The organism is Roseicyclus marinus (assembly GCF_036322625.1).
Classification (GTDB): domain Bacteria; phylum Pseudomonadota; class Alphaproteobacteria; order Rhodobacterales; family Rhodobacteraceae; genus Roseicyclus; species Roseicyclus marinus_A.
Genome location: NZ_AP027266.1, coordinates 261,626 through 287,156 on the forward strand (window position 1 = coordinate 261,626; position 25,531 = coordinate 287,156).

Consider the following 25,531-nt stretch of genomic DNA (forward strand, 5'->3'; position numbering starts at 1 on the left):
TCCCGTCAGCCCCCAATCGCGCGGTGGAAGGCCGGACGGTCGCGCATCATGGCGATATGATCGCGCAGGCGCGGTTCGGTGATCGGGAATTTGGCGTTGATCGCCCAGCCGCCGCAATGCGCGAGCAGGATATCGGCGATGGTCATCGTCTCGCCCATGAGGAAGGGGCCATCCTCGGCCATGCGGGCGACGAGGTTTGTCTGGGCGCGGGCGAATTCCCACTGCAGGCTGTCCTTGATCGCGGGCAGGCGCTTGTCCTCGGGCAGGACGAAGCTGTGCTTGGCCGCCGTCCAGAGCGTCGCGTCGATCTCGTCGAGGATCATGTTCGTCAGGCTGTCCTGCCGCGCGCGTTCGAGCGTTCCGGCGGGAAAGGTCAGGGCGCCGTGTCGGTCGGCAAGAAAGGTCATGATCGCCACCGAATCGGTGATCGGCACGCCATCGACGACAAGGACGGGCACCTTTCCCGCCGGGCTGATGCGGGTGACCTCTGCCGATTGCGGCGCGGCGTCGATATGCTCGTAGTCGAGCCCCAGTTCCTCGAGCGTCCAGAGCACGCGGAAAGCCCGGCTTTTGACAGCGCCGACAAGGGTGTAGCCCATATTCATCGTCTCCCTCTTGCCGGCATCATGGCGAGCCGGATCATTGTGCGTTCCATCAGCGCCATCTGGGGGGCCGTCTGTGCCGAGCGCAAGGTCAGATCGGTTTCGACCAGCAGGCTGATCGCGGTCTCGAGCCGGTCGCGGCCCCAGGTCTGGGCCTGTTTCAGCATCCGGTCGCGGCGCGGGCCGAAGACGGGCGGGCGTTGTGCCTGAAGCCCGGCTGCCGGTCCACCCGGATGGCAGGCGGCGGCATGAAGCGCGCGGAAATGGCGCAAAGCCCCGATGCAGAGCGTGACGGGGGCGACACCCTGCCCCGAAAGCCGGGCAAGGATCTGGCCGATCCGGCCCTGCGCCGCCTCTGCCGTGGCATTGATCGCGTCATCGAGCGCCGCCTCGATCGTGAGCGGGGCCACGGCGGCGATATCGGCTGCGGAAACGGGGGCGGGGTCGCCGCGTTTGTAAAGGCCCAGCTTTTCCACGGTCTGGCGGAAATCCCCGGGCGGAAGGGCGCGGGCGAGCGCCTCCAGATCGCCCATGGCATCGCGAGGGATGTCGCGCAGTCCCGCCTCGGCCAGCAGGGTTTCGATCTCGGCGCGGCCGGGCGGTTCGTCGTAGATCGCGGCGGCGCGGGCGGTCTTGTGCCCTTCGAACAGCTTGCGCAGGGCGGAGGCGGCGGTGAGCCGCCCGGCGGTGACGATGATCTGTGCGTCGCCCGGTTGCCAATCGTCCAGCGCCGCTGCGATGACGGGGGCCAGGCCATCGGTGGCACTCTCGACATGAACGGCGCGGGGGCCGGGGAAAAAGCCCACGGCCTTGACCGCATCCAGAAGGGCGGCGGGGTCGCTGCGCAGATCGGCCGCGTCAAGGCGCGTCAGGCGCATGTCCTGTTCGGCGTTTTCCCCAAGCAGGTTCTTGAGCAATTCCTGGCGGCGGAGTGCCACGCGCATCGCGTCATCGCCGAAGATCAGGCAGCCCGCCGCCTGCGTATCCGGGGCGCGCGCATAGGCGGCGACATCGCGGGGCTGAAGTTTCATGTGCCCCTCACGGCCCCGGCGGGGGCCGCGTCAGGGTTTTCGATGTGGCGTTCAGACGACGACATTCACGATCCGGCCCGGGACGACGATGAGCTTTTTCGGCTGGCCACCGGCCAGCGCCTTTTGCACAGATTCGTCGGCCAGCGCGATCTTTTCAACCTCTTCCTTGGACAGGTCGCGGGCCACGGTGATCTCGGATTTCCGCTTGCCGTTGATCTGGATCGGCAGGGTCACCGTGTCGGAGACCAGCATCGCCTCCTCCGCCTTGGGCCAGGGCGCGTTGGCGATCAGCCCCTCGCCGCCCAGCATGGCCCAGATCTCCTCGGACAGATGCGGGGTCATGGGCGACATGAGCTGCGCAAGGGTGCGTGCTGCTTGCCGTTTCGCACCCGCGCCCGCCTGCGATTTCTGCAAGCTGTTGGTGAAGGCATAGAGTTTCGCGATGGCCGCGTTGAAGCCGAAACTGTCGATGCCATTCGTGACATCGAAGATCGCCCGGTGCATGTCGCGCAAGAGCGCTTCATCAGCCTCGGGCGTGCCTGCATCGGTGCTGGCGGCAATTTCGGACGCGATGCGGTGAACGCGGGCCAGATGCTTGGCCGTCGCCTCGGCACCTGCGGCGGTCCATTCCACGTCGCGTTCCGGCGGGCTGTCGGACAGCACGAACCAGCGCGCGGTATCGGCACCGTATTGGGCGATGATGGCGACCGGATCGACCACGTTGTTCTTGGATTTCGACATCTTGGCCGAGGGGATGATCTCCACCTCGCGGCCACCCTTCAGGAAACCCTTGCCGTCGCGCAGTTCCACCTCTTCGGGGTAGTGGTAGACGGGCCGCCCGTTGGCGTCGGTCGTCTTGTAGATCGCGTGGGTCACCATCCCTTGGGTGAAGAGCGCGTCGAAGGGTTCGATCGCCGTCTCGGGCAGGTGGCCGCAGATCGCCATCGCGCGGGCGAAGAAGCGGGAATACAAGAGGTGCAGGATCGCATGCTCGATACCGCCGATATACTGGTCGACATTCATCCAGTAGGCGGCTTCCTCCATGTCGGTCGGCGTGGTCGCGCGCGGGGCGGTGAAACGCGCGAAATACCACGACGAATCGACGAATGTGTCCATCGTGTCGGTTTCGCGGCGGGCCGGCGCACCGCAGCGCGGGCAGGCGCAATCGCGCCATGTCGGGTGCCGGTCGAGCGGATTGCCCGGAATGTCGAAGCTGACATCGCGGGGCAATTCGATGGGCAGGTTTTCCTTTTTCTCCGGCACCACCCCGCAGCTGTCGCAATGGACGACCGGGATGGGACAGCCCCAGTACCGCTGACGGCTCAGACCCCAGTCGCGCAGGCGATACTTGGTGACGCCCTGGCCCACGCCCTTGCCCTCGCAAAAGACGATGGCGGCGTCGATGGCTTGTTCGCCCGTCGCTTCTTCGGCCCAGTTGAAGGGTAGGGTCCAGCGCACCTTTTCGGTCTTGGGCGGCACGAAAGCCGCGCCGCCGTCTTCGGGTTTCACGTGATCACCCGACAACGGCACGAAGGTCGAGGTCACAGGCAACCCGTATTTCCGCGCGAAATCGAGGTCGCGCTGGTCATGCGCCGGGCAGCCGAAGATCGCGCCGGTGCCGTAATCCATCAAGATGAAATTCGCGATATAGACCGGCAATTCCCATGCCGTGTCAAAGGGATGGCGCACGCGCAGGCCCGTGTCGTAGCCCAGCTTCTCGGCCTTTTCGATGGCTTCCTCGGTGGTGCCGCCCTTGCGGGCCTCGGCGCAAAAGGCCGCGACCTTTGCGTCATGCGCCTCCAGCTCCTTGGCGATGGGATGGTCGGGCGAGATGCCGACGAAGCTTGCCCCCAAAAGCGTGTCGGGACGGGTCGTGTAGACCTCGATCCGTTCATGCGTCTTGGTCGGCTCGACCATGCCGAATGCGAATTGCAGGCCGCGTGACCGGCCGATCCAGTTGGCCTGCATCAGCTTGACCTTGGCCGGCCAGTCGTCGAGCCCGTCCAGCGCATCCAGCAATTCGCCCGAGAAATCGGAGATCTTGAAGAACCATTGCGTCAGCTCGCGCCGTTCCACATCGGCACCAGACCGCCAGCCCTTGCCGTCGATCACCTGTTCATTGGCCAGGACCGTCATGTCGACCGGATCCCAGTTCACGACCGCGTTCTTGCGGTAGACCAGCCCTTTCTCGAGGAAATCGAGGAACAGCGCCTGCTGCTGGCCGTAATATTCCACGTCGCAGGTCGCGAACATGCGGCTCCAGTCCAGCCCGAAGCCAAGCGGCTTCATCTGGGCCACCATCGTGTCGATGTTCTGGTACGTCCAGTCGGCGGGGTGGCCACCGCTGGCCATCGCGGCATTCTCGGCGGGCATGCCAAAGGCGTCAAAGCCCATCGGATGCAGCACGTTGAACCCGTTCGCCAGTTTGTAGCGCGCGATCACGTCGCCCATGGTGTAGTTGCGCACATGCCCGATATGGATGCGCCCCGACGGGTAGGGGAACATTTCCAGCACGTAATACTTGGGCTTGTCGCCCGTGCGCCGCGCGACAAAGGTTCCGGCCTCGTCCCAGGCCTTTTGCCATTTCGGTTCCAGCGTCGCGGGGTCGTAACGGGACATGTCAGGCGGTCCTTGGTCTGAAGGCGGTGTGAAAGAAACGAAAACGCCGGGCTGATGCGGCCCGGCGTGGTGTTAGTGCTTGCGCGCGCGGGCGTAAAGCCGCGTCAGAGATTGCTGTCGCGAATGCGGATCTGGCGCGCGCGGGTCAGGATCGCATCCTCGATCTGGCGCGCGACATCGCGGCTGACCGCCCCGCCCCGCGACTGCACCGCCACGCGAAGCGAGCGTGCCTCCAGCGCCGGGTCCTGCACATAGACCGTGGCGCGATAGGCCTGCCGCCCACCGGGCGGGGTGCCATAGCCGAACTGGATCACGCCCGAGAACGGATCGGCGGCTTCGACCGGCATGAAATCGAGAATCTCGAGCGAGGCATTCCACAGGTAGCGGTTCACCTCGACATTGGTATTGGGATCTTCCGCGCCCGAGAAGAGGTCGAAAATGGTTTCGCGGCCCGGGTCGGGAATCAGCCCCTCCTCGATCAGCGCCTGTTCGCGTGCCGCGCGCTGTTCGGCCCGCAACTCCTGCCCGCGTTCGCCGAAAAACAGACCGCCGCCCCCGAACATGCCGTTGCCGCCGCATCCGGCCACAAGCGCCGTCGCAACGCCAAGCGCCGCCAGTTTCGCCAGCTTTCCAACCATGCGCCGGTCCCCGTGTCGTCGAAAAATCCTTCGCGATTGGTATAGGTCCCCCCTTCGGACGGCAAGGCCCTTTGCCTTCTGGCAGGCCCATGGGGTGACTATAGAGTAGCTGCGGGGTGCCAGTGGGGTGACTGTGGCAAGTCTGCACCATGGCGCGGCCAAGCGACCGAGGGGCTGTCCGGCTTGCTTGCAATCATGGGGCTGAAGGAGGACAGAAGGGCATACTCAATTCGGATCCCCCGTCTTGAGGTGCACCTTGACTATGAAACACGAGGGAAAAACCATGAAAAAGGTTCTCTTCGCTACGACTGCCCTGGTGGCAACCGCAGGCGTCGCAGCAGCAGACGTCTCGCTCTCCGGCTCGGCCGAGATGGGTATCTTCGGTGGCGATACCATCACCGCCGCTGGTGCTATCACCAACCGCGAAACGCAGTTCCATCAGGACATCGAAGTCACGTTCACGCTGTCGGGCGCAACCGACAACGGTCTCTCCTTCGGTGCCTCGATCCAGCTGGACGAAGCATCCTGGACAGACAGCGCCGATGACGGCGGCACCACCGTGTTCATCTCGGGCGACTTCGGCCGTCTGACCATGGGCGACACGGACGGCGGCTTCGACTGGGCGATGGGTGAAGTGAACCTCGCCGCTGGTTCGCTCGACGACTCGGAAACCGCGCACGCTGGCTTCAACGGCAACTCGGGCCTCGACGGCACCTATGACGGCCAGGTTCTGCGCTACGACTACTCCGTCGCAGGCTTCGGCGTTGCTGTGTCGGTCGAACTCGACGATCAGCCCGCCGGTGGGAACGACGATCCGGTCATCGGTCTCGGCTTCACCTACTCCGGCGACATGAACGGCATCGGCTACCGCGCTGGTGTTGGCTACCAGACCCGTTCGACCGCTGCTGGCATCGAAACCACCATCATCGGTGGTAGCTTCGGTGTGACGGCTGGCGACCTCCAGGTCGCTCTGAACCTGTCCGAGCAGACCGTCGATGGCAACGCCAACGATCAGAGCCACTGGGCGATCGGTGTTGGTTACACGATGGACGCATGGTCGTTCGGCGCCAACTACGGCGAGTACGAAAACCGGGGCAACGTTGCCAACCGTGACATCGAAGGCTACGGTGTGGCAGTTGCATACGACCTCGGCGGCGGTGCTGCTCTGCAGTTCGGTGCAAGCTCGTCCGACGTCACCAACGGCGGCGTGACCCGTGACGCATCGCAGTGGTCGTTCGGCGTCTCGATGTCCTTCTAATCCCTCACAGGATTGGAAACAGGATTGGGGTGAGCTTCGGCTCACCCCTTTTCTTTTTGGCGGCGGCGTTGTGACTGCGGCTTTGGCGTCACCTGCACTGCCAACGTGCCCCTCCTCGCCATAACGGCAACGCCCCTCCTCGCGCGATCATCGCGTTCGTCACACTCAGGTCGCGTTGCGGTGTGGCCCGGGTCCTCTGTCCAGCATGAGCTGCCAGCCCAAGATCACTGGTTCCCTGATCGGCAAGTCTTGTGATCATCGTTCGCCTGCCACTGTGGCTGCTGGCACCGTCAGTGGCACAGGCAGCAAACACGTCCAAAAACAGCTGGCACATGGTGTTGCCCAAAAAGTGTCCGCCCTTCTGGCTGGGGAACTGCGCGTTCTGATCCACCCGGATCATTCGGAATGGAAAGAGCGGGTCTTGTGCCCGCTCTTTTCTTTTGGCCTAAGCTGTCGCCATGGGATTGTCCGACATCATCGCCCGCATCGATGCGGCAACGGCCAGGGCGGGGCGCGCACCCGGGTCCGTGGCGCTTGTCGCCGTGTCCAAGGTGCAGCCGCCCGAACGGGTCGAGGCCGTGCTTGCGGCGGGCCACCGGCTTTTCGGCGAAAACCGTGTGCAGGAGGCTGCTGGCCGCTGGCCGCCCTTCCAGGCGCGATTCGACGGGATCGGCCTGCACCTGATCGGTCCCTTGCAGACCAACAAGGCGCGCCAGGCGGTCGAGATGTTCGACGTGATCGAAACGCTCGACCGGCCCAAGCTGGCGACCACGCTCGCCCGCCTCGCCGATGAGCGCGGCACCTCGCCCGAGGTCTTCATCCAGGTCAACACCGGGGCCGAGCCGCAAAAGGCGGGCATCCTGCCCGATGACACCGACGCCTTCGTCGCCGAGGTGCGCAAACTGGGCCTGCCGCTTGTGGGCCTCATGTGCATTCCCCCGGTCGACGAAGACCCCGCGACCCATTTCGCGATGCTGGCCGACATGGCCGCGCGCAACGGGGTGAGCGGCCTTTCGATGGGCATGTCATCGGATTTCGAGATCGCCATCGCCCATGGCGCGACCCATGTCCGGGTGGGCTCGGCGCTCTTCGGAGACCGTGCTTACGAATTGGTGTAGGCCGGGCACAGCCGTTAAGACCCCCTCAACACCTGCCCCCGAATCTTCACGATTGGGAAAGGTTTTCCGGGATCACGAGCCGGGTCTGGTAACCAATCCGCGCCACGATCCAGCGCAGGTCCGGGGGCGACAGCGCCACGCAACCCGCCGTCGGAAACCCGGGCCGCCGCCACGCATGGACGAAAATCCCCGAACCGCGCCCGCGTTCGGCCTGTGGCCAGTTCCAATCGGTGATCAGCACGATGTCGTATAGCGGATCGGCCCGCCGCAGCGTTTCGTGGTTCGCGGTCAAGGGCGCGCGGACCATCAGGTTGTAATCCTCATGGCCCGGATCGTCGCACCACAAATCACCCGGCCGGATCGGCACCGCCCAATCGCAGGGCCGTGCCAGCCTGTCGGGACGATAGAGACAGCCCACGATGCGATGCACGCCGGCGGGCGTTCCCCCATCGCCCTCGCGCTTGGCCCGCGCCGAAACGACACCCCCACGCCCAAACGTGCAGGGAAACAGCCGTCCGCGAAACCGAAGCCCCATGGGCGTCACGACCATATCGGTGGATTTCACAGCATATGCCCCGACTTGTCGCGCTTGACCGACAGGTAATGCGCATTGTGGCGGTTGGTGCCCGTGATCAGCGGCACGCGCTCTGTCACCGCGACCCCCTCGGCTTCCATCATCGCGGTCTTGCGGGGATTGTTGGTCATCAGCCGCACGGCGCGAAAGCCCATCTTGCGCAACAGGTCCGCGCCGATGCGGAAATCGCGTTCGTCATCCTCGAACCCCAGCCGGTGATTGGCCTCGACCGTGTCAAAGCCTTGATCCTGAAGGGAATAGGCCCGCATCTTGTTGGCAAGCCCGATGCCGCGTCCCTCCTGGTTCAGGTAGAGCAGAACGCCCGCCCCCGCCTGTCCCATCGCGCCAAGGGCCGCGTGCAGTTGCGGGCCGCAATCGCATTTCAGACTGCCCAGAACATCGCCGGTGAAACAGGCGGAATGAAGCCGCGCCAGCACGGGCTTGTCCCGATCCGGGCGGCCGATCTCGATCGCGTAATGTTCGATCCCGCCATTGTCGGGCCGGAAGATATGGAGCCGTCCCTGTTCGGCGGCCTCCATCGGCAGGCGGGCCTGGGCCACGGGCGACAGCGGGTGGTGCAGGGCCAGATCGCTCGCGGCGGCCTCGGGCGTCAGGCAGGTCGCCATCAACGTGGCCGCAACGCCAGCAGGGTCATCCGTCTCGAGCGTGACCATCGCGGGCAAAAGCTGTGCCGATTTCGCCAGCAACAGCGCCAGACGGTGCAGGCCCACCGCCCCCTCGCGCGCCGTGGCAAGCGGCCCTTTCATCGGCGCATCCAGATCCAGCGCCGGATCGGCCAGCGCGCGCACCCATGCGGCATCGACATCGGGCGGCAGGATCACCCGCGCCAGATCCCCGTCATAGGCCCGCGCGCGCAGCGTTTCGGCGCGGCGCGCGGTCAGCGCCACATGGGGCTGTCCGGGCAGGCTGCGCAGCGCGGACAGCCGGGCAGGGGTCAGGGTCTCGGCGGCAAGCGCGATCAGACCCTGCGCCCCCTCGCCCAGCACGACGGGAAGGCCGACACGCAGGTCGGCACGGGCACGGGCCACGAGTTCGCTCAAGGTGGGCAAAAGGCTCATGCCCGATGTCTATCCTCCGGCGCGGGGATTTGAAACATTCCCTGACGTATCGACACGAGGCCGTGAGAAAGTCTTTCACGATGTTGTCAAATGCGGGCACGACGGCAATCTGCCGGTCAGACACCAAGGGAGCGACGATCATGGCAACACTGAAAAAGATATTGCTCGTCGATGATGACGACGATCTGCGCGAGGCGCTGAGCGAGCAGTTGGTGATGACCGAGGATTTCGACGTCTTCGAGGCAGGCACCGGCGCGCAGGGCATGGAGCGGGTGAAAGAGGCGCTCTACGATCTCGTGATCCTCGACGTGGGTCTGCCCGATACGGATGGCCGCGAATTGTGCCGCCGCATGCGCAAACAGGGGGTGAAATGCCCGATCGTGATGCTCACGGGCCATGACAGCGATGCCGATACGATCCTTGGCCTCGATGCGGGTGCGAATGATTACGTGACCAAGCCTTTCCGCTTTCCGGTCCTGCTTGCCCGTGTCCGCGCGCAATTGCGCCAGCATGAACAAAGCGAGGATGCGGTGTTCCAGCTGGGCCCCTACACGTTCAAGCCCGCGATGAAGATGCTGATCACCGAGGACGAGAAAAAGATCCGCCTGACGGAAAAGGAAACCAACATCCTCAAGTTTCTCTACCGCGCGCAGGATGGCGTCGTGGCCCGCGACGTGCTGTTGCACGAGGTCTGGGGTTACAATGCAGGCGTCACCACGCATACGCTGGAGACCCATATCTACCGGTTGCGACAAAAGATCGAACCTGATCCCTCGAACGCGCGCCTCTTGGTCACCGAAAGCGGCGGGTACCGTCTGGTTGCCTGATCGCTCTCCCGAAAGATGTTGACGCAGATCAAAGTGCAACCCTAAGTTGTTATGTAGAACACCTTCATTACCTCCCTGTTGGACTGGCCCGGACCCTTGTGTCCGGGCCTTCTTTTTTGCCTGACTTGCCGTTCCCGTTGTCGCCACTTGGGGCGCGTGATAGCGAGACGCCGGGCGCGATCCGACCGGCCAGGATCGCCCCGGGACCGGATGTTTCCGGCCCTTGTCCCGGCCGTGGAGTGTTAACGAATGACTTCGCGTTTTGCTGTCCTGACAGCCAGCATCCTGTCCCTTGCCAGCGCTTCGGGGGCTTTTGCCCAGGATGTGGAATATGCGCTTCTCAACTCTTCCTCGCTTGCTCTCACGGAATTCTACACATCCTCGACCGATGACGAGGAATGGGGCGAAGACCTGCTTGCCGCGACCGATCTTTTGCCCGGCGAAGCCGGAAACGTGCTGATCGCGGATGGCGGCGAGAGCTGCGAATACGACATGCTCTTCATCTTCGAAGATGGCAGCGAACTGACCGACACCGTCGATATCTGCCAGATGGCAAGCTACGAACTGCTCGACTGAACGAACCTGACACAGGCCCTGCGGCGGCCCATCGGCTGCCGCAGGACCACCCGGAAAAAAGGCCTGACCCGATGCCCTTCACCCTTGCCACTTGGAACATCAACTCGGTCCGGCTGCGTGCCGACCTGGTGCTGAAACTTTTGGCCGAGGAAGCGCCGGATGTCCTGTGCCTGCAGGAATGCAAGTCGCCGGTCGACAAGATGCCGCTCGATGTCTTTGCCGCCGCAGGCTACGGCCATGTCGTGGCCCGTGGGCAAAAGGGATACAACGGTGTCGCCATCCTGTCGCGGCTGCCACTGGAGGATGTGGGCCACCGCGACATGTGCGCAAAGGGCGACGCCCGCCATGTCGCGGCGCAGCTGGAAAACGGGGTGACGATCCACAATTTCTACGTGCCGGCGGGCGGCGATGAACCCGATCGCACCGTGAACGAGAAATTCGGCCACAAGCTCGATTTCCTGACCGAGATGCGGGATTGGTTCGGCACCGACCGGCCCGAAAAATCCATCCTCGTCGGCGATCTGAACATCGCCCCGCGCGAAGATGACGTCTGGTCGCACAAGGCGCTTCTGAAGGTCGTGAGCCATACGCCCATCGAGGTCGAGCATATGGCGCAGGTGCAGGATGCGGGGGCATGGGTCGATATCACACGGCAGGATATCCCCGATGGCCTGCTCTACAGCTGGTGGTCCTATCGCAGCCCCGATTGGGATGCCGCCGACAAGGGGCGCAGGCTTGATCATGTATGGGCCACCTCCGACATTTCCAACGCGGCCCATTCCAGCCGCGTGTTGCGGGACGCCCGTGGCTGGACCCAGCCCAGCGACCATGCCCCGGTTTTCGCGACATTCGACCTTTGAACCCTTGGCGCGCCGGGACGGGACGCGCATATAAGGCCCGAACGCGCATGCAATTGACGGAGACGACCGATGCTTGAGCTCGGACAGGGGCAGGCCAAGAGCGCGCCCGCCGGCGACCTGATCAAGGACGGGACCGAGGCGACCTTCATGGCCGACGTGATCGAGGGCAGCCGCGAGGTTCCCGTGATCGTCGATTTCTGGGCCACGTGGTGCGGCCCGTGCAAGACGCTTGGCCCGATGCTGGAGGCAGCCGTTACGGCCGCCAAGGGCAAGGTCCGCATGGTCAAGATCGACGTGGACCGCGAACAGCGGCTGGCGGGGGCCTTGGCGCAGCAGGGCCTGCCGCTGCAATCCATCCCCACGGTCGTGGCTTTTGTCGGGGGTCGCCCCGTCGACATGTTCCAGGGCGCAATCCCGCAGGGTCAGATCAAGGAGTTCATCGACCGGCTCGTTGCGATGGGTGGGGATGACGGCGGCCTTGCCGAGGCGCTGGAGGCGGCCGAGGCGATGCTGGCCGAAGGCGCCGTGGTCGATGCCGCGCAGACCTTTGCCGCGATCCTTGAGGAAGAACCCGAGAATGCCGCCGCGATGGCCGGGCTTGCCCGTGCCCATCTGGCCATGGGCGAGATCGACAAGGCCGAAGGCATCCTGAACACCGCGCCGCAAGCCATCGTGGCCGCCCCCGAGCTGGAGGCCGTGCGCGCCCAGATCGCGCTGGCCCGCCAGGCGGCGAATGCCGGTCCGCTTGCCGATCTGCAGGCCGCGGTGGAGGCGAATCCCGCCGATCACCAGGCCCGCTTCGATTACGCGCAGGCGCTGCATGCGGCGGGCAAGGTCCAGGAGGCGGTCGACGAATTGCTCGAATTGTTCCGCCGCGACCGCGAGTGGAACGAGGGCGCAGCCAAGGCGCAGCTCTTCACGATTTTCGAGGCGCTCAAGCCGCAGGACCCCATTGTCCTGACCGGTCGGCGCAGGCTCAGCTCGATGATCTTTGCCTGACGGCTTCGGGGGGCTAGGTCCATGCCCATGATGTCATCAGCCGACCTGCCGGGTACGATCCCGATCTTTCCGCTGCCCGGGGCGCTTTTGCTGCCCCGCGCACGCCTGCCGCTGCATATCTTCGAGCCGCGCTATCTTGCGATGCTCGATGATGCGCTGAAAACGCCGCATCGCCTGATCGGGATGGTGCAATCGCGCGAGGTGCCGGGATCGAAGGAACGCCGCCTGCATGCCATTGGCTGCGCGGGCCGCGTCACCCAGTTCTCGGAAACCGAGGATGGGCGCTACATGATCACGCTGTCGGGGATTTCCCGGTTCCGCATCAAGCAGGAGGTATCGGGTTTCACCCCCTATCGCCGCTGCGATGTGTCCTGGGACGGGTTCGGTGCCGATCTTGGCCCGACCGAGGTGGATGCCGGGTTCGACCGGCCCCGGTTCCTTGACCTTCTGGGGCGGTATTTCGACGCCATGTCGCTGTCGACCGATTGGGACAGCATGAAGGAGGCCGAGGACGAATTGCTGATCAATTCGCTCTCCATGCTCTGCCCCTTTCCGCCCGAGGAAAAGCAGGCCCTGCTCGAGGCCCCGTCGCTGTCGACCCGGCGCGAGACGCTTGTGACGCTGATCGAATTCGCGCTGCGCGGGGGCGGGCCCGAGGAACAGATGCAATGAGCGACGGCGCGGTGCCCATCGACCGCCGCATGCTGGAGGCGCTGGTCTGCCCGCTGACCCATGCGCCCCTGAGCTATGATGCCGAGCGTCAGGAACTGGTGTCGAAGGCCGCCCACCTGGCCTATCCGATCCGCGGCGGCATCCCGATCATGCTGGAAAGCGAGGCGCGGGCGCTGGAGTGATGGGATATGCGGTGATGGTCGCATCTTGTAGGTGCGCCTGAAGGCGCACCCTACCCATCATTCGCCAGATCGCACCGCCGTAGGGTGCGCCTTCAGGCGCACCACGCCCGCAAAGCGAACCTGTCGCACCCGCCCCCTCACAACGTCCGGCCCTGCAACAGGCGCGGCACATCCCCGGTCAGGCCCGCCGCCTCCCGCATGAAGGCGCGGCGCAGGGCGGGCACGGCGCTGACCGCGCCCATGCCGATGTCGCGGATCAGGCGCAGCGCCGGGTTGTCATTCGAAAACAGACGGTTGACCCCATCGGTCGCCAGTGCCAGCGCGGCCGTGTCGAACCGTCGCCAGCTTTGGTAGCGCGCCAGCACATCGGGTGCCGCGATGTCTTCGCCCCGCCGCGCGGCATCGGCCAGAACCTCGGCCAATGCGCCCACATCGCGCAGCCCGAGGTTCAGACCCTGACCCGCGATCGGATGAACCCCATGTGCCGCATCGCCTACCAGTGCCAGCCGGTCGGCCACGAAGGCATTGGCGATGGTCAGGTTGAGCGGATAGCTGTAGCGCTGCCCGGCCAGGGAAATCTCGCCCAGGAAATCGCCAAAGCGCGGGCGCAGATGGTCGAGAAACGCCGCATCGCTGCCCGCTATCAGCCGCCGCGCATCGGCATGGGTTTCCGACCAGACGATGGACGACCGGTTCCCCGGCAGGGGCAGGATCGCCAAGGGCCCCGGCGGCATGAAGAATTGATGCGCGATGCCGTCATGCGGCTCTTCATGCGCAATGGCGCAGACAAGGGCCGTCTGCCCGTAATCCCAGCCCGTGCGTCTGATCCCCGCCCGCGCGGCGGTGCCCGATTTGCGCCCGTCGGCCCCCACCAGGATACGCCCGGTCAGAACCGCGCCATCCGTCAGCGTGACGCTGGCCGCGCCATCGGTCGCCTGGGCCATGACGGTGGCCCCCGGGCGATGCGTGATCAACGGCTGATCCTTCATCGCATCCAGCACCGCGCGGCGCAGGAAACGATCCTCGAGCATGTGGCCCATCGGGCCTTCTTCCAGCTCGGCGCTGTCGAAATGGAGGAAAAAGGGGGCGGCCCCTTCGCCTGCGCGGCCGTCGCTGGCCTTGATCTGGTGGATGGGTTGGGCGTGGTCACGCAACCCCTCCCACAGCCCCAGCGCGGACAGCATCCGGACCGAGGCGAGCGCCAGCGCATAGGAACGCCCGTCGAAGTCAGCGCCCATCTGTGCCGCAACCGGCAGCGTGTCGATGACGATGGAGGACAGCCCCGCCTGCGCGCAGGCCAAGGCAAGGCAGGGGCCGTTCAGCCCACCGCCAACAATCAGGATATCCGCGTCATGTGTCATGGTCCCGACTATGGTCCGACAGGCGGGATTGTCCATGGCGCGAGGCGGTTGTAGCGTCGCTTGCGACATCATGGGCAGGGGGCGGGCATGAGCGATTGGCTGTGGCAAAGCGCAAGCGATCTGGGGCGGGCCATCGGGGCGGGGCGGATCGATCCGGTCGATCTGGCCGAAACCTATCTGGAGGCCGCGCGGGGCCATGAATACGGCCCCCGCATCTATGCCCGCCTGACACCGGACCGCGCCCGCGCCGAGGCGATGGCCGCCCGCGACCGCGCCAAGAACGGCACCCGGCGCGGCTTGCTCGACGGCGTGCCGATCAGCTGGAAGGACCTGTTCGACACCGCGGGCGTGGTGACCGAAGCGGGGTCGATGCTGCTGGAGGGCCGGGTGCCCGACACCGATGCCGAGGTCTTGCAACGCGCCACGCGCGCGGGCCTCACCTGCCTGGGCAAGACGCATATGTCGGAACTGGCCTTTGCCGGGCTTGGGATGAACCCGGCCTATGGCGGCAACACCGATCCCGAACCCGGCACGCCGCCCAATGTGAACGATCCGGCCCTTGCGCCAGGCGGTTCATCGTCCGGCGCGGCGGCCTCGGTCGCGTTCGGGCTTGCGCCTGCGGGGATCGGGTCGGACACGGGCGGGTCCGTGCGGGTGCCTGCGGCGTGGAATGATCTGGTCGGGCTCAAGACGACCCATGGGCGGTTGAGCCTGCAAGGGGTGGTGCCGCTTGCCGAAAGCTTCGACACAATCGGCCCGCTTTGCCGCAGCGTCGAGGATTGTGCCGAGCTTCTGGCGGTGATGGAGGGTGGCAAGGCGGCCGATCTGCGCGGCGCGAGCTTGCAAGGCACACGGTTCCTGATCCTCGAGCCCTATGCCAGCGATGTGCGCGAGGCGCCGGGCAAGGGGTATTCCGATGCGGTCGCGCGTCTGGCGCGTGCGGGCGCAGAGATCACGACGGGCACGGTCAGCGGCATCGCCGAGGCGATGGACCTGTCCCCCGTCCTTTTCGCGACCGAAGGCTACGGCACATGGCGCGAGGTGATCGAGGCGGCACCCGACAAGATGTATGTGCGCATCCGTGACCGGTTCCGGGGTGGCGCGGCCTTCAGCGCGCCCGATTACGTCGCGGCGTGGCGGCGTTTGCGGGTGCTCAGGCAGGTCTGGGCGGCGGAGACGGCGCATTATGATGCCGTGCTGCTGCCCACCGTGCCGAACCTGCCGCCGCCCATCGACCGCCTGATGGCGGATGCCGATTTCTACGTGTCGGAGAACCTTTTGACGCTGCGCAACACGCGGGTCGGCAACCTGATGGGGCTGTGCGGTCTGACGCTGCCCACGGGCGTGCCGTCTTGCGGAGTGATGATGCTGGCCGCCCCCGGCGCGGATGAGCGGCTGTTGCGTCTGGGTGCTGCGGCGGAGGCGGCTCTGGCGTGAGCGCCACAGCTGCCTGAAACCTCGCGGCTTTTTCTGGACCGACGCACGGCAAGCCTGTAGGCTCGTCGCAAACGGGGCATCAATGACCCCGGTGATGAGGCAGTTTCATGATGTTTCCCGAGCGGTTTTCGAACCTGCCCGATTACGCGTTTCCGCGTTTGCGGAAATTGCTCGACGCCTATCCGGCGGGCGGGTCGGTCATCCATATGTCGATCGGCGAGCCGCGGCATGCCTTTCCGGCTTGGGTCGGGGATGAGATCGCGGGCGCGCTCGACGGGTTCGGGCGCTATCCGCCCAATGACGGAACGCCCGAATTGCAGACCGCTATCGCCCGCTGGATCGCGCGGCGCTACGATGTGACGGTGTCCGCGGATCGGCAGGTTCTGCCGCTGAACGGCACGCGCGAGGGGCTGTTCAACGCCTGCCTTGCGCTCTGCCCCGAGACCAAGGGCGGCAAGAAGCCTGTCGTGCTGATGCCCAACCCCTTCTACCAGGTCTATGCCGTGGCCGCGCTCGCCGTTGGGGCCGAGCCCGTCTATGTCGCGGCGACCGAGGCGACGGGCGATCTGCCCGATTACGCCAGCCTGCCCGCCGAGGTGCTGGACCGGACCGCCATCGCCTATGTCTGTTCGCCCGCGAACCCGCAGGGGGCCGTGGCCGATGCGGCGTGGTGGGATGCGCTGCTCGCCTTGGCCGAACGCCACGATTTCCGCATTCTGGCCGATGAATGCTATTCCGAGCTGTATCGCGACACGCCGCCCCCCGGCGCGCTCGAGGCGGTGGCGCGGACCGGCGCGGACCCCGAGCGCGTGGTCGTGTTCCATTCGCTGTCCAAACGGTCGAACCTGCCGGGGTTGCGCGCGGGCTTTGCCGCGGGCGGGCCGGACAGCATCGCCGCGATGAAGCAATTGCGCAATTACGCGGGCGCGCCCCTTCCCCTGCCCTTGCAGGCGGTGGCGACCCGGGCCTGGAACGACGAGACCCATGTCGAGGAAAACCGCGCGCTCTATCGCGCGAAATACGCCATGGCCGACGAGATCCTTGGTGATGTGCCGGGCTACAGGGCCCCGCAGGCCGGGTTCTTTCTGTGGTTGCCCGTCGCGGATGGCGAGGCGGCGGCGCTGAAGCTTTGGCGCGAAACGGGCGTCCGCGTCCTGCCCGGTGCGTATCTCGCGCGGGCGGTGGACGGCGTCACACCCGGTGCCGACAGGCTCCGCGTGGCGATGGTGGCGGAACAACAAGAAATGCGCGACGGGCTCTTGCGGCTCAGATCGTGTCTTTACGGATGAGGGTGTAGAGCCGATGGCCTATCAGACCAGACAGCGGGATCCGCTTCTCGACGATCGGACGCAAGCCGCGCTGATGCGGCTGGGCCAGCAGGGGATCGGCTTTGCCCTGTTGGGCGTGGCAGCGGCCCTTGTTGCGCTTTTGGTGTCCTACGCGCCCGAAGACCCCAATTTCATGGCGGCGACCGATGCCATGCCGCAGAACTGGCTGGGCCGGTTCGGCGCATCGGTGGCGGCGATCTTGATGATGATCGTGGGCTATGGGGCGATCCTGTTGCCGATCGTGGCCGCCATATGGGGCCTGCGGTTCCTGTCGCAGACCGGACAGGACCGGGTGATCGGACGGGCGATCTTCGTGCCGATCGCGGTGGCCCTGGCCTCGATCCATGCGGCCAGCTTCGCCCCCGGCGAAGGTTGGATCCACAGCTTCGGCCTTGGCGGGTTGTTCGGCGATACGATCCTTGGCGCGGTTCTGAACGCGCTTCCCTTTGCCCCCGAGGCGGGATTGCGCCTGTTGTCGGCGCTGGCATTCGTGGGCGGTGTCGGTCTGATGCTCTACGTGTCAGGCGTGAACCGGTCCGAGTTCCGGCGGGGATTGCGTTTCCTGATCCTCGGGGCGGTGTCGCTGATCGGCATGGTATCGGGCGGTCTGCGTACGGCCGGACAGGGCGCGGGGGCGGCGGCAAGCCATCTTGCGGCCCGCCGTGCCGCTTACCGCGAAACCACGGGCGAGGCACATGCACCCGCACGCTTTGCACAAGATCCCGCCATGCGCCGCATTCCCATCGTCCATGACGACGACGCGGAGGATGACCGGCATCACCAGGAGGGTCCGGCGCGCCGCATGCCGGGTATCCTTGGCCGCATGCCGATGCTGCGCGCCCGCGATGCCGAGGCAGCGGCAGATCCCATACCAGAAATGGCGGTGCATGGATCGACCAAGGGCGCCATGCTCGATCCGCTGGCGGGCATCGCCCCGCCCGATGAAGACAAGATCCGCGCGCGGATCACCGATGTGATCAAGTCGCGTGTGCGTCGACCCAATACGGTGGCGGATGCTGCCGCCCGCCGCCTTGGCGTTCTGCCCGGCACAGCCCCCCTGCGCCCCGCGGCCCCGGTGGCCGCAGCCGCCAATCCGGCGCAGCGCGTCGAACCGCCCCTGACCGCTGCCCATCGCAGCGCCGGCCCCCTGGCCGCGCCCGCCATGCCCCAGATGCCGGACATGCTGTCCTATCCGGAGCCCGAGGATGACATGCCCGAGAACATGTTCCTCGAGGATGACGTGATCGAACAGGAACAGCCGATCCGCCGCGCGGCAGCCCCGTACAGCCTGCCGCAGACGGAATTGCAGCGGCGCGTGATGACCCGCGCGGCGACGCGTCCATCCGCCCCCTCGAAGCAGGCACAGGCGGATGCGCAGCCGTCGCTGCCCTTGCAGGCAAAGCCCGAGGAAGCGGTCTATGAACCGCCGTCCCTGACGCTCTTGGCCCCTGCAGATGTCATCGAGCGCCATCACCTGAGCGACGAGGCGCTCGAAGAGAACGCAAGGATGCTCGAATCCGTTCTCGACGATTACGGCGTCAAGGGCGAGATCGTCAGCGTGCGCCCCGGCCCCGTGGTCACGATGTACGAGCTTGAACCCGCGCCGGGGCTGAAAGCCAGCCGTGTCATCGGCCTGTCGGACGATATCGCGCGGTCGATGTCGGCCCTGTCCGCGCGCGTATCGACCGTGCCGGGCCGCTCGGTCATCGGCATCGAATTGCCCAACCAGAACCGCGAAAAGGTGCTTTTGCGCGAGCTGCTCAGCCATCGCAGCTTCGGGGACGGCAACCACCGTCTGCCGCTGGCGCTCGGCAAGGATATCGGCGGCGATCCGATCATCGCCAACCTTGCCAAGATGCCCCACCTGCTGATCGCGGGCACCACCGGTTCGGGGAAATCGGTGGCGATCAACACGATGATCCTGAGCTTGCTCTACAAGCTGTCGCCCGAAGAATGCCGGATGATCATGATCGACCCCAAGATGCTGGAACTCAGCGTCTATGACGGCATCCCGCACCTGCTGTCGCCCGTCGTGACCGACCCGAAAAAGGCGGTCGTGGCCCTCAAATGGGTCGTGGGCGAGATGGAGGAACGCTATCGCAAGATGTCCAAGATGGGCGTGCGCAACATCGAGGGCTACAACGGCCGCGTCCGCGAGGCGCTGGCCAAGGGCGAGATGTTCAAGCGCACCTACCAGACGGGTTTTGACGACGAAACCGGCGATCCGGTGTTCGAAACCGAGGAATTCAAGCCCGAAGCCATGCCCTTCATCGTCGTCATCGTCGACGAGATGGCCGACCTGATGATGGTCGCGGGCAAGGAGATCGAGGCCTGCATCCAGCGTCTGGCGCAGATGGCGCGCGCCAGCGGTATCCACCTGATCATGGCGACGCAGCGCCCGTCGGTCGATGTCATCACCGGCACGATCAAGGCGAATTTCCCGACGCGGATCTCGTTCCATGTCACGTCCAAGATCGACAGCCGCACGATCCTTGGCGAACAGGGGGCCGAGCAGCTTCTGGGGATGGGCGACATGCTCTACATGGCGGGCGGCGCCAAGATCACGCGTATCCACGGCCCCTTCGTCAGCGACGAAGAGGTGGAGGAAATCGTGCGCCACCTGAAATCCTTCGGCCCGCCCTCCTATGCCTCGAGCGTTCTCGAAGGCCCGGACGAGGACCGCGAAAGCGATATCGACGCGGTTCTGGGCCTGAACACGGGCGGCAACACGGATGGCGATGATGCGCTTTACGACCAGGCGGTGGCCATCGTGATCAAGGACCGCAAGTGTTCCACCTCCTACATCCAGCGCAAGCTCGGCATCGGCTACAACAAGGCCGCACGTCTGGTCGAACAGATGGAAGAGGCGGGGCTGGTCAGCGGCGCGAACCATGTGGGCAAGCGCGAGATCCTCGTGCCCGAACAGGATTGACCGGATCGGCGGTGGACCGCCGGTCCCGGTGACGCTTGCGTGAGGCGGGTTTCATCCCCTTCAATCGCCGCGCCGATGGGATATCTAGGTGGCATGAAACGGTTCATTCTTGCCCTTGTGCTCGGTCTTGCGGCGGCTCCTGTCGCCCGCGCCGATATCGTGCCCCTGTCCGACCTGTCGCGCTATCTCAACGAGATCCGGACGGCCGAGGGCAGCTTTACCCAGATCAATGCCGATGGCTCGGTGTCGACGGGGCGTATCCTGATCGACCGGCCCGGTCGGATGCGGTTCGAATACGAAGGCGATGATCTTCTGGTGATCGCGGGCGGCCAGCAGGTCGCGATCTTTGACGGGCGCTCGAACACGCGGCCCGAACAATACCCCCTGTCCGAGACGCCCCTGCAACTGATCCTTGCGCGCAATGTCGATCTTGCCGCGTCGGGCCAGGTGATCGGGCACCTGTTCGACGGAACGGCCACCCGCGTTCTGGCCCAGGATCCGGACCGCCCCGAGATCGGCACCATCGAACTGGTCTTTACCGACGATCCCGTGGAATTGCGGCAATGGATCATCACCGATGGCAGCGGTGCGCAGACCACCGTCGTCTTGGGCAACATGGAGGAAGGTGTGCGCATCCCCAACGGGCTGTTCAACATCACCCTCGAGATCCAGTCCCGCGAGCGCTGAGGGTCAGCGGCAGGTCTGCAATTGTGTCGCGTAGAGTTCGGCGCGCGCAGCGACACGGTCGGCGACATCCAGCAACCATGGTTTGGCGTTGTGGCTGCCGCGCGCAAAGCCCGCGTGACCTTCGTGATAGGCGAGATACTGGTTGCGCGTATCGGTCAGGGCCACGCCGTTCCGCTCGCGCGTGCGGTTCATGTACCAGCCCATGAAGTCGGCGGCATCGTTGATGTTGGTGCGCTGCGCGCGGCGGTTGCGCGTGTCGGCCCTGTATTCGTCCCAGGTGCCGTCCAGCGCCTGGCTATAGCCGAAGGCCGAACTCAGCCGTCCCATCGGGATCACGTCAAGCGCGTAGCGGAAGGGCGGGCGCGCATCGCCGACCAACCGGCTTTCCTGGTGAAAGGTTGCCATCTGCACATGGACCGGCACACCCCAGCGGCGCTCGGTCCGCTGCATGGCCCGCATGTAATGCGGCCGTTCCCGACCCAGCGCACAGGCGTCGTCAAGGCTGCGCGGCGCGGAGAATTCGCGCTGCCCGCATCCAGCCGCAAGGCCACAGATCGCACCCATGATGAGGGTTCGGCGTTTCATGGTTCTGCTCGTGCCCGATTTGTCCGGTTCGTATTTGCGCGCCATGATACGCGGAAAGCTGCCCCGATGGAATGCGCGGTTTTCACGCCATCACAGCAGGAACGACAATGTGATGGGCATGGCTGCGACCGACATGAGCGTCGAGACCACGACAAGACCCGCAACCGCATCGGGATCGGCATCGTAGCGTTCCGCCAGCAGGTAGGAGGTGACGGCAACCGGTGTCGCCAGCTGCAGGACCAGCACACCGAAGGCCACCGGATCGAGGCCAAAGGCCCGCCCGGCGATCACGCCCGCGGCCAGCCCAAGGGCCAGTTTCGCGCTCGAAAGCCAGATGGCCCGCCCGATCCGTCCCGGTCGCAGCCTTGCCACCGCAACGCCCAGCGTGATCAGCAGCAGCGGGATCGCCATCTGCCCGACCAGCGACAGGGACCGCGTCAGCCACTCGGGCGTCTGCCAACCCATGCTCAGGAACACGCCACCGATGATCGTCGCCCACAGCATCGGCTCGCGCAGCACCCGGCCGGGCGTGGCGCCGCCCGCCACCAGCCAGAGACCGATGGTGAAGGCGAGGATCGCCATGACCGCGAACACCACCACGGCCAGACCCAGCCCGGTTTCGCCGAAAGCAAACAGCGCCAGAGGCAGGCCGAGGTTGCCCGTATTGCCAAAGGCCAGCGGCGCGACATAGGCGGCACGATCAAGCCGCAGCACCACCACCAGACCCCATGACAGCGCCAGAACGGCCGCATAGGCGCCAAGCGTTGCAAGGCTGAGCGCGGCAAGAGCGGCGGGCGCGATCTCTGTCCGCATCAAGGCGGTGAAGATCAGACAGGGGACCGCGAGCGTCATGGCAAGCCGCGTCACGAACTCGGTCGGATAATCGTATCCGGCCTTGGCCCACGCAAAGCCGGCGCTGGCCAGCAGGAAAACCGGGGCGACGATACCCAGGACCGTGACGACGATATCCAACAGATTGTTTCTCCGAGGCCAAAGGCCGAGCCATGGACATTCGCCCTATGAAGGCGTTAAGTATACGGGTCTAGGGGGAATTCCGTCATGCTGAAAAGCACGGCAAAATTTGGGCTGGGACAGGTCGTTCGGCATCGCAAGCACCCGTTTCGCGGGGTTGTGTTCGATATCGATCCCCAGTTCGCCAATACCGAGGATTGGTACGAGGCCATCCCCGAAGAGGCGCGTCCGATCAAGGAACAGCCTTTCTATCACCTTCTGGCCGAGAACGATCAGACCTATTACGTCGCCTATGTGTCCGAGCAGAACCTTGTCCCGGACGAAAGCGGCGAGCCGGTGGATCACCCCGACCTTCCCGATCTTTTCGGGGAATTCAGCGATGGCCGCTACCCGCTGGAATATCAGCTGAACTGACCCGGGCGGGCGTGTGGGCAGGGGCCGATGGCCCCCGCCCGATGATCGTCAATATCCCAGCGCGATGCCGTCCTTGCGCGGGTCAGACCCGCCTTCCAGAACGCCAAGCTCGTGATGGATGCGGATCGCCTGCGCGCCGCCGATGCCCACCGGCGGAACGGATACCTTGTGGCCCAGATCGGCAAGCCCTTGATGCACGGCAGGGGCATAGCCCTTTTCGACGCGCATCTCGCCGTATTCGCTGAAGCAGCGGGGGGCGTCGATCATCTCCTGCGGGCCAAGGCCGTAATCCACCATGTTGGTCAGCATCCTTGCATGGCCGGTGGATTGATACTGTCCGCCCATGACGCCGAAGGGCATGATGACGCGGCCATTTTGCTTGAGCATCGCGGGAATGATCGTGTGCATCGGGCGCTTGCCGCCATTCGCCTCGTTCGGATGCCCTTCCTCCAGCGTGAAGCCCGCGCCGCGGTTCTGGAACAGGATGCCGAACTTGTCCGAGGCGATGCCCGATCCGAAATCCTTGAACACCGAATAGATCAGCGACACGACCATGCGGTCCTTGTCGATCACGGTCAGGTAGATGGTTTCCTTGTGCGTTTCCTCGGTCAGCGCCTTTGCGCTTGCCATGGCCCGCGTCGGATCGATCAGCGCGGCCAGTTTCCGCGCCGTGGCCGGGTCGAGCATATAGGCCAGCCGCGTCATGTGATCGGCATCGGCAAGGAAACGGTCCCGCGCATCATAAGCCAGTTTGGTCGCCTCGGCCTCGAGATGGGCGCGTTCGACGCCCCAGGGGTCCATCGAGGGCAGGTCGAATTCCGCAAGGATATTGGCCAGAAGGATCGCGGTCGCGCCCTGGCCGTTCGGCGGATGCTCGACCAGTTCGATCCCCTTGTAGCTGCCGCTGATCGGCGTGGTGTAGTCGCAAGCGGTGTTGGCGAAATCCTCCAGCGTGTGGACCCCGCCGAGCGCACGCAGGCTGGCGACCATGTCTTCGGCCACTTCCCCTTCGTAGAAGCCCTTGCGCCCTTCGCGGGCGACGCGGCGCAGCACCTCGGCCTGGCCGGGGTGGCGGAAGCGTTCGCCCAGACGCGGCGGGCGCCCGTCGATCAGGTAGTGACGGCGTGCCGCATCGGTCATGTTCTCGTGGTGATGGGTCCAGTCGAATTGTGCGCGGGGGGCCACCGGCACACCGGCCTCGGCATAGCGGATCGTGGGGGCGAGCACCGCATCGAGCCCCAGCTTGCCGTGATCGGCCGACAGGCGGCAGAAGGCATCGATCGCGCCGGGGATGGTGACGGGGGCGGCATGACCGAAAACGGGCATCTTGTCATGGCCCTGGGCGCGCAGATCGGCCCCGGACAGCGCTGCGGGCGCGCGGCCCGACCCGTTCAGCGCGATGATCTCTTCGGTCCCGGCGGGCTTGATGAGGACGAAGCAATCGCCGCCGATGCCCGTCATCGCAGGTTCGCAAAGCCCCAGCAGAACCGCGCCCGCGATGGCCGCGTCGACCGCATTGCCGCCCGCCTGCAAGGTCGCGATGGCGGTCTGGGCCGCCAGCGGGTGCGAGGTGGCGCACATGCCGTTCTCGGCAAAAGCGGCCGATCGGCCCGGATGATGAAAGTCGCGCATGTTGTCCCTCCCTCGCGCCACGGATATGGGCGGCAACCTACTTCCGGCAACGGACAGTGCAAGGGCAGCCGGACGAAAGAGATGGGAAAGAGCGCTGAGGGACCTCGACACCGGGCACTGGGTGGGGGCTGGGTGACCCGGTATCGAGGGAAGCCTCTGCAGCTACAGGGTTCTTGTGCCGTCGCAAAGCGGCGGCAATGCGCAGGAAATCTGGCGATACGAAGGCGATTTACCGCAAGGATCTGCCAAGGGGGCCGGGCGTGTCGGTCAGAAGAAGCCTGAAGCGCAGGATATTCTGTCCGTTCCGCCGCGAGATGCTGAGGGCACGGGTCATTTCCCGCAGGAGCGGCCAACCGAATCCCCCCTCCGGCAGGTTCGCGGGATTGGACGGGTCGATGTGCGGCAAGACGCGGCCCGGAAGCGGCCCCTCGGGCATCGCGCGGCCCCTGTCGCGCAACGTGATCTGAAGCCCCCCGGCATCGCCCGAGATGTCCAGCGTGATGCGCCCATCGCGGCCGTCGGGCAGGGGTTTATAGGCGTGTTCCACGATATTGTTGCAGGCTTCGGCCAGCGCGATCTGGGTGCGGGTCCGCAGGTCATGGGTCGCGCCGGCGTCGGCAAGGATCGTGTCGACCGTGATCAGCGCCGCGCGCACGGCGGTTTCATCCGCTGCGAAGCGCAGATTGACCAGCCGTCGCCGCAGGTTTGCCGTGGCACTGTCCGTCATGCCGCGCCCAGATGCGCGGCGCGCGCGGCGGCGAGGTCGGCGTGGATCGGAAAGATGATGTCCATCCGGGTCAGGGTCATGACCCTGGCCACAGGTGGGGTCAGCCCCACCAGCTCCAGCCGACGATCCGCGCCGAGCAGTTTTCGTGCGGCGACCAAGGCGCCCAGCCCGCTGGAATCGAGGAATTCGACCTGTTCCAGATCGAGGATGACATCGCCGATCTCTGCCTGTGTCAGGTCGCGGAAGCGGTCCTTGAACTGGATCGCGACGCTGGCATCGAGCCGGGTTTCGTCGACGCGGAGCAGGCCGAAGGACCCGCAGGTCTCGAAACGCATTTTCATGGCGGGCTCTCCACTGTTAGGAATTGGTTACGGATAGGGGCAAAATCTTACCAATTGGTGAGGGAAGACTTGCCGAGAGG

25 protein-coding genes are annotated in these 25,531 nt (G+C 65.5%); 13 read left to right on the plus strand and 12 right to left on the minus strand.

The window, feature by feature from the left end; all coding sequences use genetic code 11:
• Positions 1–5: 5 nt before the first annotated feature.
• The 4 genes from AABA51_RS01275 to AABA51_RS01290 all read right to left on the minus strand — a co-directional run bounded on the left by AABA51_RS01275 (position 6) and on the right by AABA51_RS01290 (position 4,890).
• Positions 6–599: a glutathione S-transferase family protein gene (locus AABA51_RS01275; protein ID WP_338273627.1), complete on the minus strand. Its 594-nt coding sequence runs from the start codon at positions 597–599 to the stop codon at positions 6–8.
• Positions 600–601: 2 nt separating this feature from the next.
• Positions 602–1,633 (minus strand): DNA polymerase III subunit delta, encoded by a 1,032-nt coding sequence (holA, locus tag AABA51_RS01280; RefSeq protein WP_338273629.1) that lies wholly within the window; start codon positions 1,631–1,633, stop codon positions 602–604.
• Positions 1,634–1,684: 51 nt separating this feature from the next.
• On the minus strand, positions 1,685–4,252 hold the full coding sequence (gene leuS / locus AABA51_RS01285; RefSeq protein ID WP_338273631.1) for a leucine--tRNA ligase: 2,568 nt from the start codon (positions 4,250–4,252) through the stop codon (positions 1,685–1,687).
• Positions 4,253–4,356: 104 nt separating this feature from the next.
• Positions 4,357–4,890, minus strand: a complete 534-nt coding sequence (locus AABA51_RS01290; RefSeq protein ID WP_338273633.1) for a DUF3576 domain-containing protein — start codon at positions 4,888–4,890, stop codon at positions 4,357–4,359.
• Between the two features lie 283 nt (positions 4,891–5,173).
• Here AABA51_RS01290 and AABA51_RS01295 point away from each other — a divergent pair, with 283 nt between their 5' ends.
• Both AABA51_RS01295 and AABA51_RS01300 read left to right on the plus strand, forming a co-directional pair.
• On the plus strand, positions 5,174–6,148 hold the full coding sequence (locus AABA51_RS01295) for a porin (RefSeq protein WP_338273635.1): 975 nt from the start codon (positions 5,174–5,176) through the stop codon (positions 6,146–6,148).
• A gap of 458 nt (positions 6,149–6,606) precedes the next feature.
• Positions 6,607–7,266, plus strand: coding sequence for a YggS family pyridoxal phosphate-dependent enzyme (locus AABA51_RS01300; RefSeq protein ID WP_338273636.1), 660 nt, complete (start codon positions 6,607–6,609; stop codon positions 7,264–7,266).
• A 46-nt stretch (positions 7,267–7,312) separates the two neighbouring features.
• Here AABA51_RS01300 and AABA51_RS01305 read toward each other — a convergent pair whose 3' ends face one another.
• Positions 7,313–7,831: a L,D-transpeptidase family protein gene (locus tag AABA51_RS01305; protein WP_338273638.1), complete on the minus strand. Its 519-nt coding sequence runs from the start codon at positions 7,829–7,831 to the stop codon at positions 7,313–7,315.
• Entirely contained in the window at positions 7,828–8,919 is a 1,092-nt protein-coding gene (ribA, locus tag AABA51_RS01310; protein ID WP_338273640.1) for a GTP cyclohydrolase II, read from the minus strand. The genes AABA51_RS01305 and ribA overlap by 4 nt, the downstream gene beginning before the upstream one ends.
• A gap of 140 nt (positions 8,920–9,059) precedes the next feature.
• Here ribA and AABA51_RS01315 point away from each other — a divergent pair, with 140 nt between their 5' ends.
• The 6 genes from AABA51_RS01315 (at position 9,060) to AABA51_RS01340 (ending at position 13,035) form a co-directional block, all read left to right on the plus strand.
• Positions 9,060–9,746, plus strand: a complete 687-nt coding sequence (locus AABA51_RS01315) for a response regulator transcription factor (RefSeq protein WP_338273641.1) — start codon at positions 9,060–9,062, stop codon at positions 9,744–9,746.
• A gap of 249 nt (positions 9,747–9,995) precedes the next feature.
• The gene (locus AABA51_RS01320) at positions 9,996–10,322 is read left to right on the plus strand and encodes a hypothetical protein (RefSeq protein ID WP_338273643.1); all 327 of its coding nucleotides are present in this window, start codon (positions 9,996–9,998) and stop codon (positions 10,320–10,322) included.
• 71 nt (positions 10,323–10,393) lie between these two features.
• Positions 10,394–11,182, plus strand: coding sequence for an exodeoxyribonuclease III (locus AABA51_RS01325; RefSeq protein ID WP_338273645.1), 789 nt, complete (start codon positions 10,394–10,396; stop codon positions 11,180–11,182).
• A gap of 69 nt (positions 11,183–11,251) precedes the next feature.
• Positions 11,252–12,181 (plus strand): tetratricopeptide repeat protein, encoded by a 930-nt coding sequence (locus AABA51_RS01330; protein ID WP_338273647.1) that lies wholly within the window; start codon positions 11,252–11,254, stop codon positions 12,179–12,181.
• Between the two features lie 27 nt (positions 12,182–12,208).
• The gene (locus AABA51_RS01335; protein WP_338273649.1) at positions 12,209–12,853 is read left to right on the plus strand and encodes an LON peptidase substrate-binding domain-containing protein; all 645 of its coding nucleotides are present in this window, start codon (positions 12,209–12,211) and stop codon (positions 12,851–12,853) included.
• The gene (locus AABA51_RS01340; RefSeq protein ID WP_338273651.1) at positions 12,850–13,035 is read left to right on the plus strand and encodes a Trm112 family protein; all 186 of its coding nucleotides are present in this window, start codon (positions 12,850–12,852) and stop codon (positions 13,033–13,035) included. The genes AABA51_RS01335 and AABA51_RS01340 overlap by 4 nt, the downstream gene beginning before the upstream one ends.
• Before the next feature lie 137 nt (positions 13,036–13,172).
• Here AABA51_RS01340 and AABA51_RS01345 read toward each other — a convergent pair whose 3' ends face one another.
• Positions 13,173–14,432, minus strand: coding sequence for an FAD-dependent monooxygenase (locus AABA51_RS01345; RefSeq protein WP_338276377.1), 1,260 nt, complete (start codon positions 14,430–14,432; stop codon positions 13,173–13,175).
• 51 nt (positions 14,433–14,483) lie between these two features.
• On the opposite strand from AABA51_RS01345, the gene AABA51_RS01350 reads away from it, so the two are divergent.
• The 4 genes from AABA51_RS01350 to AABA51_RS01365 all read left to right on the plus strand — a co-directional run bounded on the left by AABA51_RS01350 (position 14,484) and on the right by AABA51_RS01365 (position 20,780).
• A complete protein-coding gene (locus tag AABA51_RS01350; protein ID WP_338273653.1) occupies positions 14,484–15,833 on the plus strand; it encodes an amidase in 1,350 nt (449 codons plus the stop codon).
• A gap of 110 nt (positions 15,834–15,943) precedes the next feature.
• Positions 15,944–17,122, plus strand: coding sequence for an aminotransferase class I/II-fold pyridoxal phosphate-dependent enzyme (locus AABA51_RS01355; protein WP_338276379.1), 1,179 nt, complete (start codon positions 15,944–15,946; stop codon positions 17,120–17,122).
• Between the two features lie 13 nt (positions 17,123–17,135).
• Positions 17,136–20,093 (plus strand): DNA translocase FtsK, encoded by a 2,958-nt coding sequence (locus AABA51_RS01360; RefSeq protein ID WP_338273655.1) that lies wholly within the window; start codon positions 17,136–17,138, stop codon positions 20,091–20,093.
• A gap of 93 nt (positions 20,094–20,186) precedes the next feature.
• Positions 20,187–20,780 (plus strand): LolA family protein, encoded by a 594-nt coding sequence (locus tag AABA51_RS01365; protein ID WP_338273657.1) that lies wholly within the window; start codon positions 20,187–20,189, stop codon positions 20,778–20,780.
• 3 nt (positions 20,781–20,783) lie between these two features.
• On the opposite strand, the gene AABA51_RS01370 is transcribed toward AABA51_RS01365, so the two are convergent.
• Both AABA51_RS01370 and AABA51_RS01375 read right to left on the minus strand, forming a co-directional pair.
• Entirely contained in the window at positions 20,784–21,365 is a 582-nt protein-coding gene (locus AABA51_RS01370; protein ID WP_416915075.1) for a lytic transglycosylase, read from the minus strand.
• A gap of 90 nt (positions 21,366–21,455) precedes the next feature.
• A complete protein-coding gene (locus tag AABA51_RS01375) occupies positions 21,456–22,337 on the minus strand; it encodes an AEC family transporter (protein WP_338273659.1) in 882 nt (293 codons plus the stop codon).
• A gap of 87 nt (positions 22,338–22,424) precedes the next feature.
• Here AABA51_RS01375 and hspQ point away from each other — a divergent pair, with 87 nt between their 5' ends.
• Positions 22,425–22,751, plus strand: a complete 327-nt coding sequence (hspQ, locus tag AABA51_RS01380) for a heat shock protein HspQ (RefSeq protein WP_338273661.1) — start codon at positions 22,425–22,427, stop codon at positions 22,749–22,751.
• A 48-nt stretch (positions 22,752–22,799) separates the two neighbouring features.
• Here hspQ and AABA51_RS01385 read toward each other — a convergent pair whose 3' ends face one another.
• The 3 genes from AABA51_RS01385 to AABA51_RS01395 all read right to left on the minus strand — a co-directional run bounded on the left by AABA51_RS01385 (position 22,800) and on the right by AABA51_RS01395 (position 25,451).
• Entirely contained in the window at positions 22,800–24,383 is a 1,584-nt protein-coding gene (locus AABA51_RS01385) for a gamma-glutamyltransferase family protein (RefSeq protein WP_338273663.1), read from the minus strand.
• Between the two features lie 229 nt (positions 24,384–24,612).
• The gene (locus tag AABA51_RS01390; protein ID WP_338273665.1) at positions 24,613–25,110 is read right to left on the minus strand and encodes an ATP-binding protein; all 498 of its coding nucleotides are present in this window, start codon (positions 25,108–25,110) and stop codon (positions 24,613–24,615) included.
• Entirely contained in the window at positions 25,107–25,451 is a 345-nt protein-coding gene (locus AABA51_RS01395; RefSeq protein WP_338273667.1) for an STAS domain-containing protein, read from the minus strand. The genes AABA51_RS01390 and AABA51_RS01395 overlap by 4 nt, the downstream gene beginning before the upstream one ends.
• Between the last annotated feature and the right edge of the window lie 80 nt (positions 25,452–25,531).

What these genes read in the sequence shown, in the direction of transcription:
- leuS (WP_338273631.1), bottom strand. Translation starts at nt 4,252, where the DNA reads ATGTCCCGTTACGACCCCGCGACGCTGGAACCGAAATGGCAAAAGGCC.
- AABA51_RS01330 (WP_338273647.1), top strand. Translation starts at nt 11,252, where the DNA reads ATGCTTGAGCTCGGACAGGGGCAGGCCAAGAGCGCGCCCGCCGGCGAC.
- holA (WP_338273629.1), bottom strand. Translation starts at nt 1,633, where the DNA reads ATGAAACTTCAGCCCCGCGATGTCGCCGCCTATGCGCGCGCCCCGGAT.
- AABA51_RS01320 (WP_338273643.1), top strand. Translation starts at nt 9,996, where the DNA reads ATGACTTCGCGTTTTGCTGTCCTGACAGCCAGCATCCTGTCCCTTGCC.
- AABA51_RS01395 (WP_338273667.1), bottom strand. Translation starts at nt 25,451, where the DNA reads ATGAAAATGCGTTTCGAGACCTGCGGGTCCTTCGGCCTGCTCCGCGTC.
- AABA51_RS01275 (WP_338273627.1), bottom strand. Translation starts at nt 599, where the DNA reads ATGGGCTACACCCTTGTCGGCGCTGTCAAAAGCCGGGCTTTCCGCGTG.
- AABA51_RS01360 (WP_338273655.1), top strand. Translation starts at nt 17,136, where the DNA reads ATGGCCTATCAGACCAGACAGCGGGATCCGCTTCTCGACGATCGGACG.
- AABA51_RS01325 (WP_338273645.1), top strand. Translation starts at nt 10,394, where the DNA reads ATGCCCTTCACCCTTGCCACTTGGAACATCAACTCGGTCCGGCTGCGT.
- AABA51_RS01345 (WP_338276377.1), bottom strand. Translation starts at nt 14,432, where the DNA reads ATGGACAATCCCGCCTGTCGGACCATAGTCGGGACCATGACACATGAC.
- AABA51_RS01370 (WP_416915075.1), bottom strand. Translation starts at nt 21,365, where the DNA reads ATGAAACGCCGAACCCTCATCATGGGTGCGATCTGTGGCCTTGCGGCT.
- AABA51_RS01340 (WP_338273651.1), top strand. Translation starts at nt 12,850, where the DNA reads ATGAGCGACGGCGCGGTGCCCATCGACCGCCGCATGCTGGAGGCGCTG.
- AABA51_RS01365 (WP_338273657.1), top strand. Translation starts at nt 20,187, where the DNA reads ATGAAACGGTTCATTCTTGCCCTTGTGCTCGGTCTTGCGGCGGCTCCT.
- AABA51_RS01350 (WP_338273653.1), top strand. Translation starts at nt 14,484, where the DNA reads ATGAGCGATTGGCTGTGGCAAAGCGCAAGCGATCTGGGGCGGGCCATC.
- AABA51_RS01335 (WP_338273649.1), top strand. Translation starts at nt 12,209, where the DNA reads ATGATGTCATCAGCCGACCTGCCGGGTACGATCCCGATCTTTCCGCTG.
- AABA51_RS01290 (WP_338273633.1), bottom strand. Translation starts at nt 4,890, where the DNA reads ATGGTTGGAAAGCTGGCGAAACTGGCGGCGCTTGGCGTTGCGACGGCG.
- AABA51_RS01300 (WP_338273636.1), top strand. Translation starts at nt 6,607, where the DNA reads ATGGGATTGTCCGACATCATCGCCCGCATCGATGCGGCAACGGCCAGG.
- AABA51_RS01295 (WP_338273635.1), top strand. Translation starts at nt 5,174, where the DNA reads ATGAAAAAGGTTCTCTTCGCTACGACTGCCCTGGTGGCAACCGCAGGC.
- hspQ (WP_338273661.1), top strand. Translation starts at nt 22,425, where the DNA reads ATGCTGAAAAGCACGGCAAAATTTGGGCTGGGACAGGTCGTTCGGCAT.
- AABA51_RS01315 (WP_338273641.1), top strand. Translation starts at nt 9,060, where the DNA reads ATGGCAACACTGAAAAAGATATTGCTCGTCGATGATGACGACGATCTG.
- ribA (WP_338273640.1), bottom strand. Translation starts at nt 8,919, where the DNA reads ATGAGCCTTTTGCCCACCTTGAGCGAACTCGTGGCCCGTGCCCGTGCC.
- AABA51_RS01390 (WP_338273665.1), bottom strand. Translation starts at nt 25,110, where the DNA reads ATGACGGACAGTGCCACGGCAAACCTGCGGCGACGGCTGGTCAATCTG.
- AABA51_RS01385 (WP_338273663.1), bottom strand. Translation starts at nt 24,383, where the DNA reads ATGCGCGACTTTCATCATCCGGGCCGATCGGCCGCTTTTGCCGAGAAC.
- AABA51_RS01355 (WP_338276379.1), top strand. Translation starts at nt 15,944, where the DNA reads ATGTTTCCCGAGCGGTTTTCGAACCTGCCCGATTACGCGTTTCCGCGT.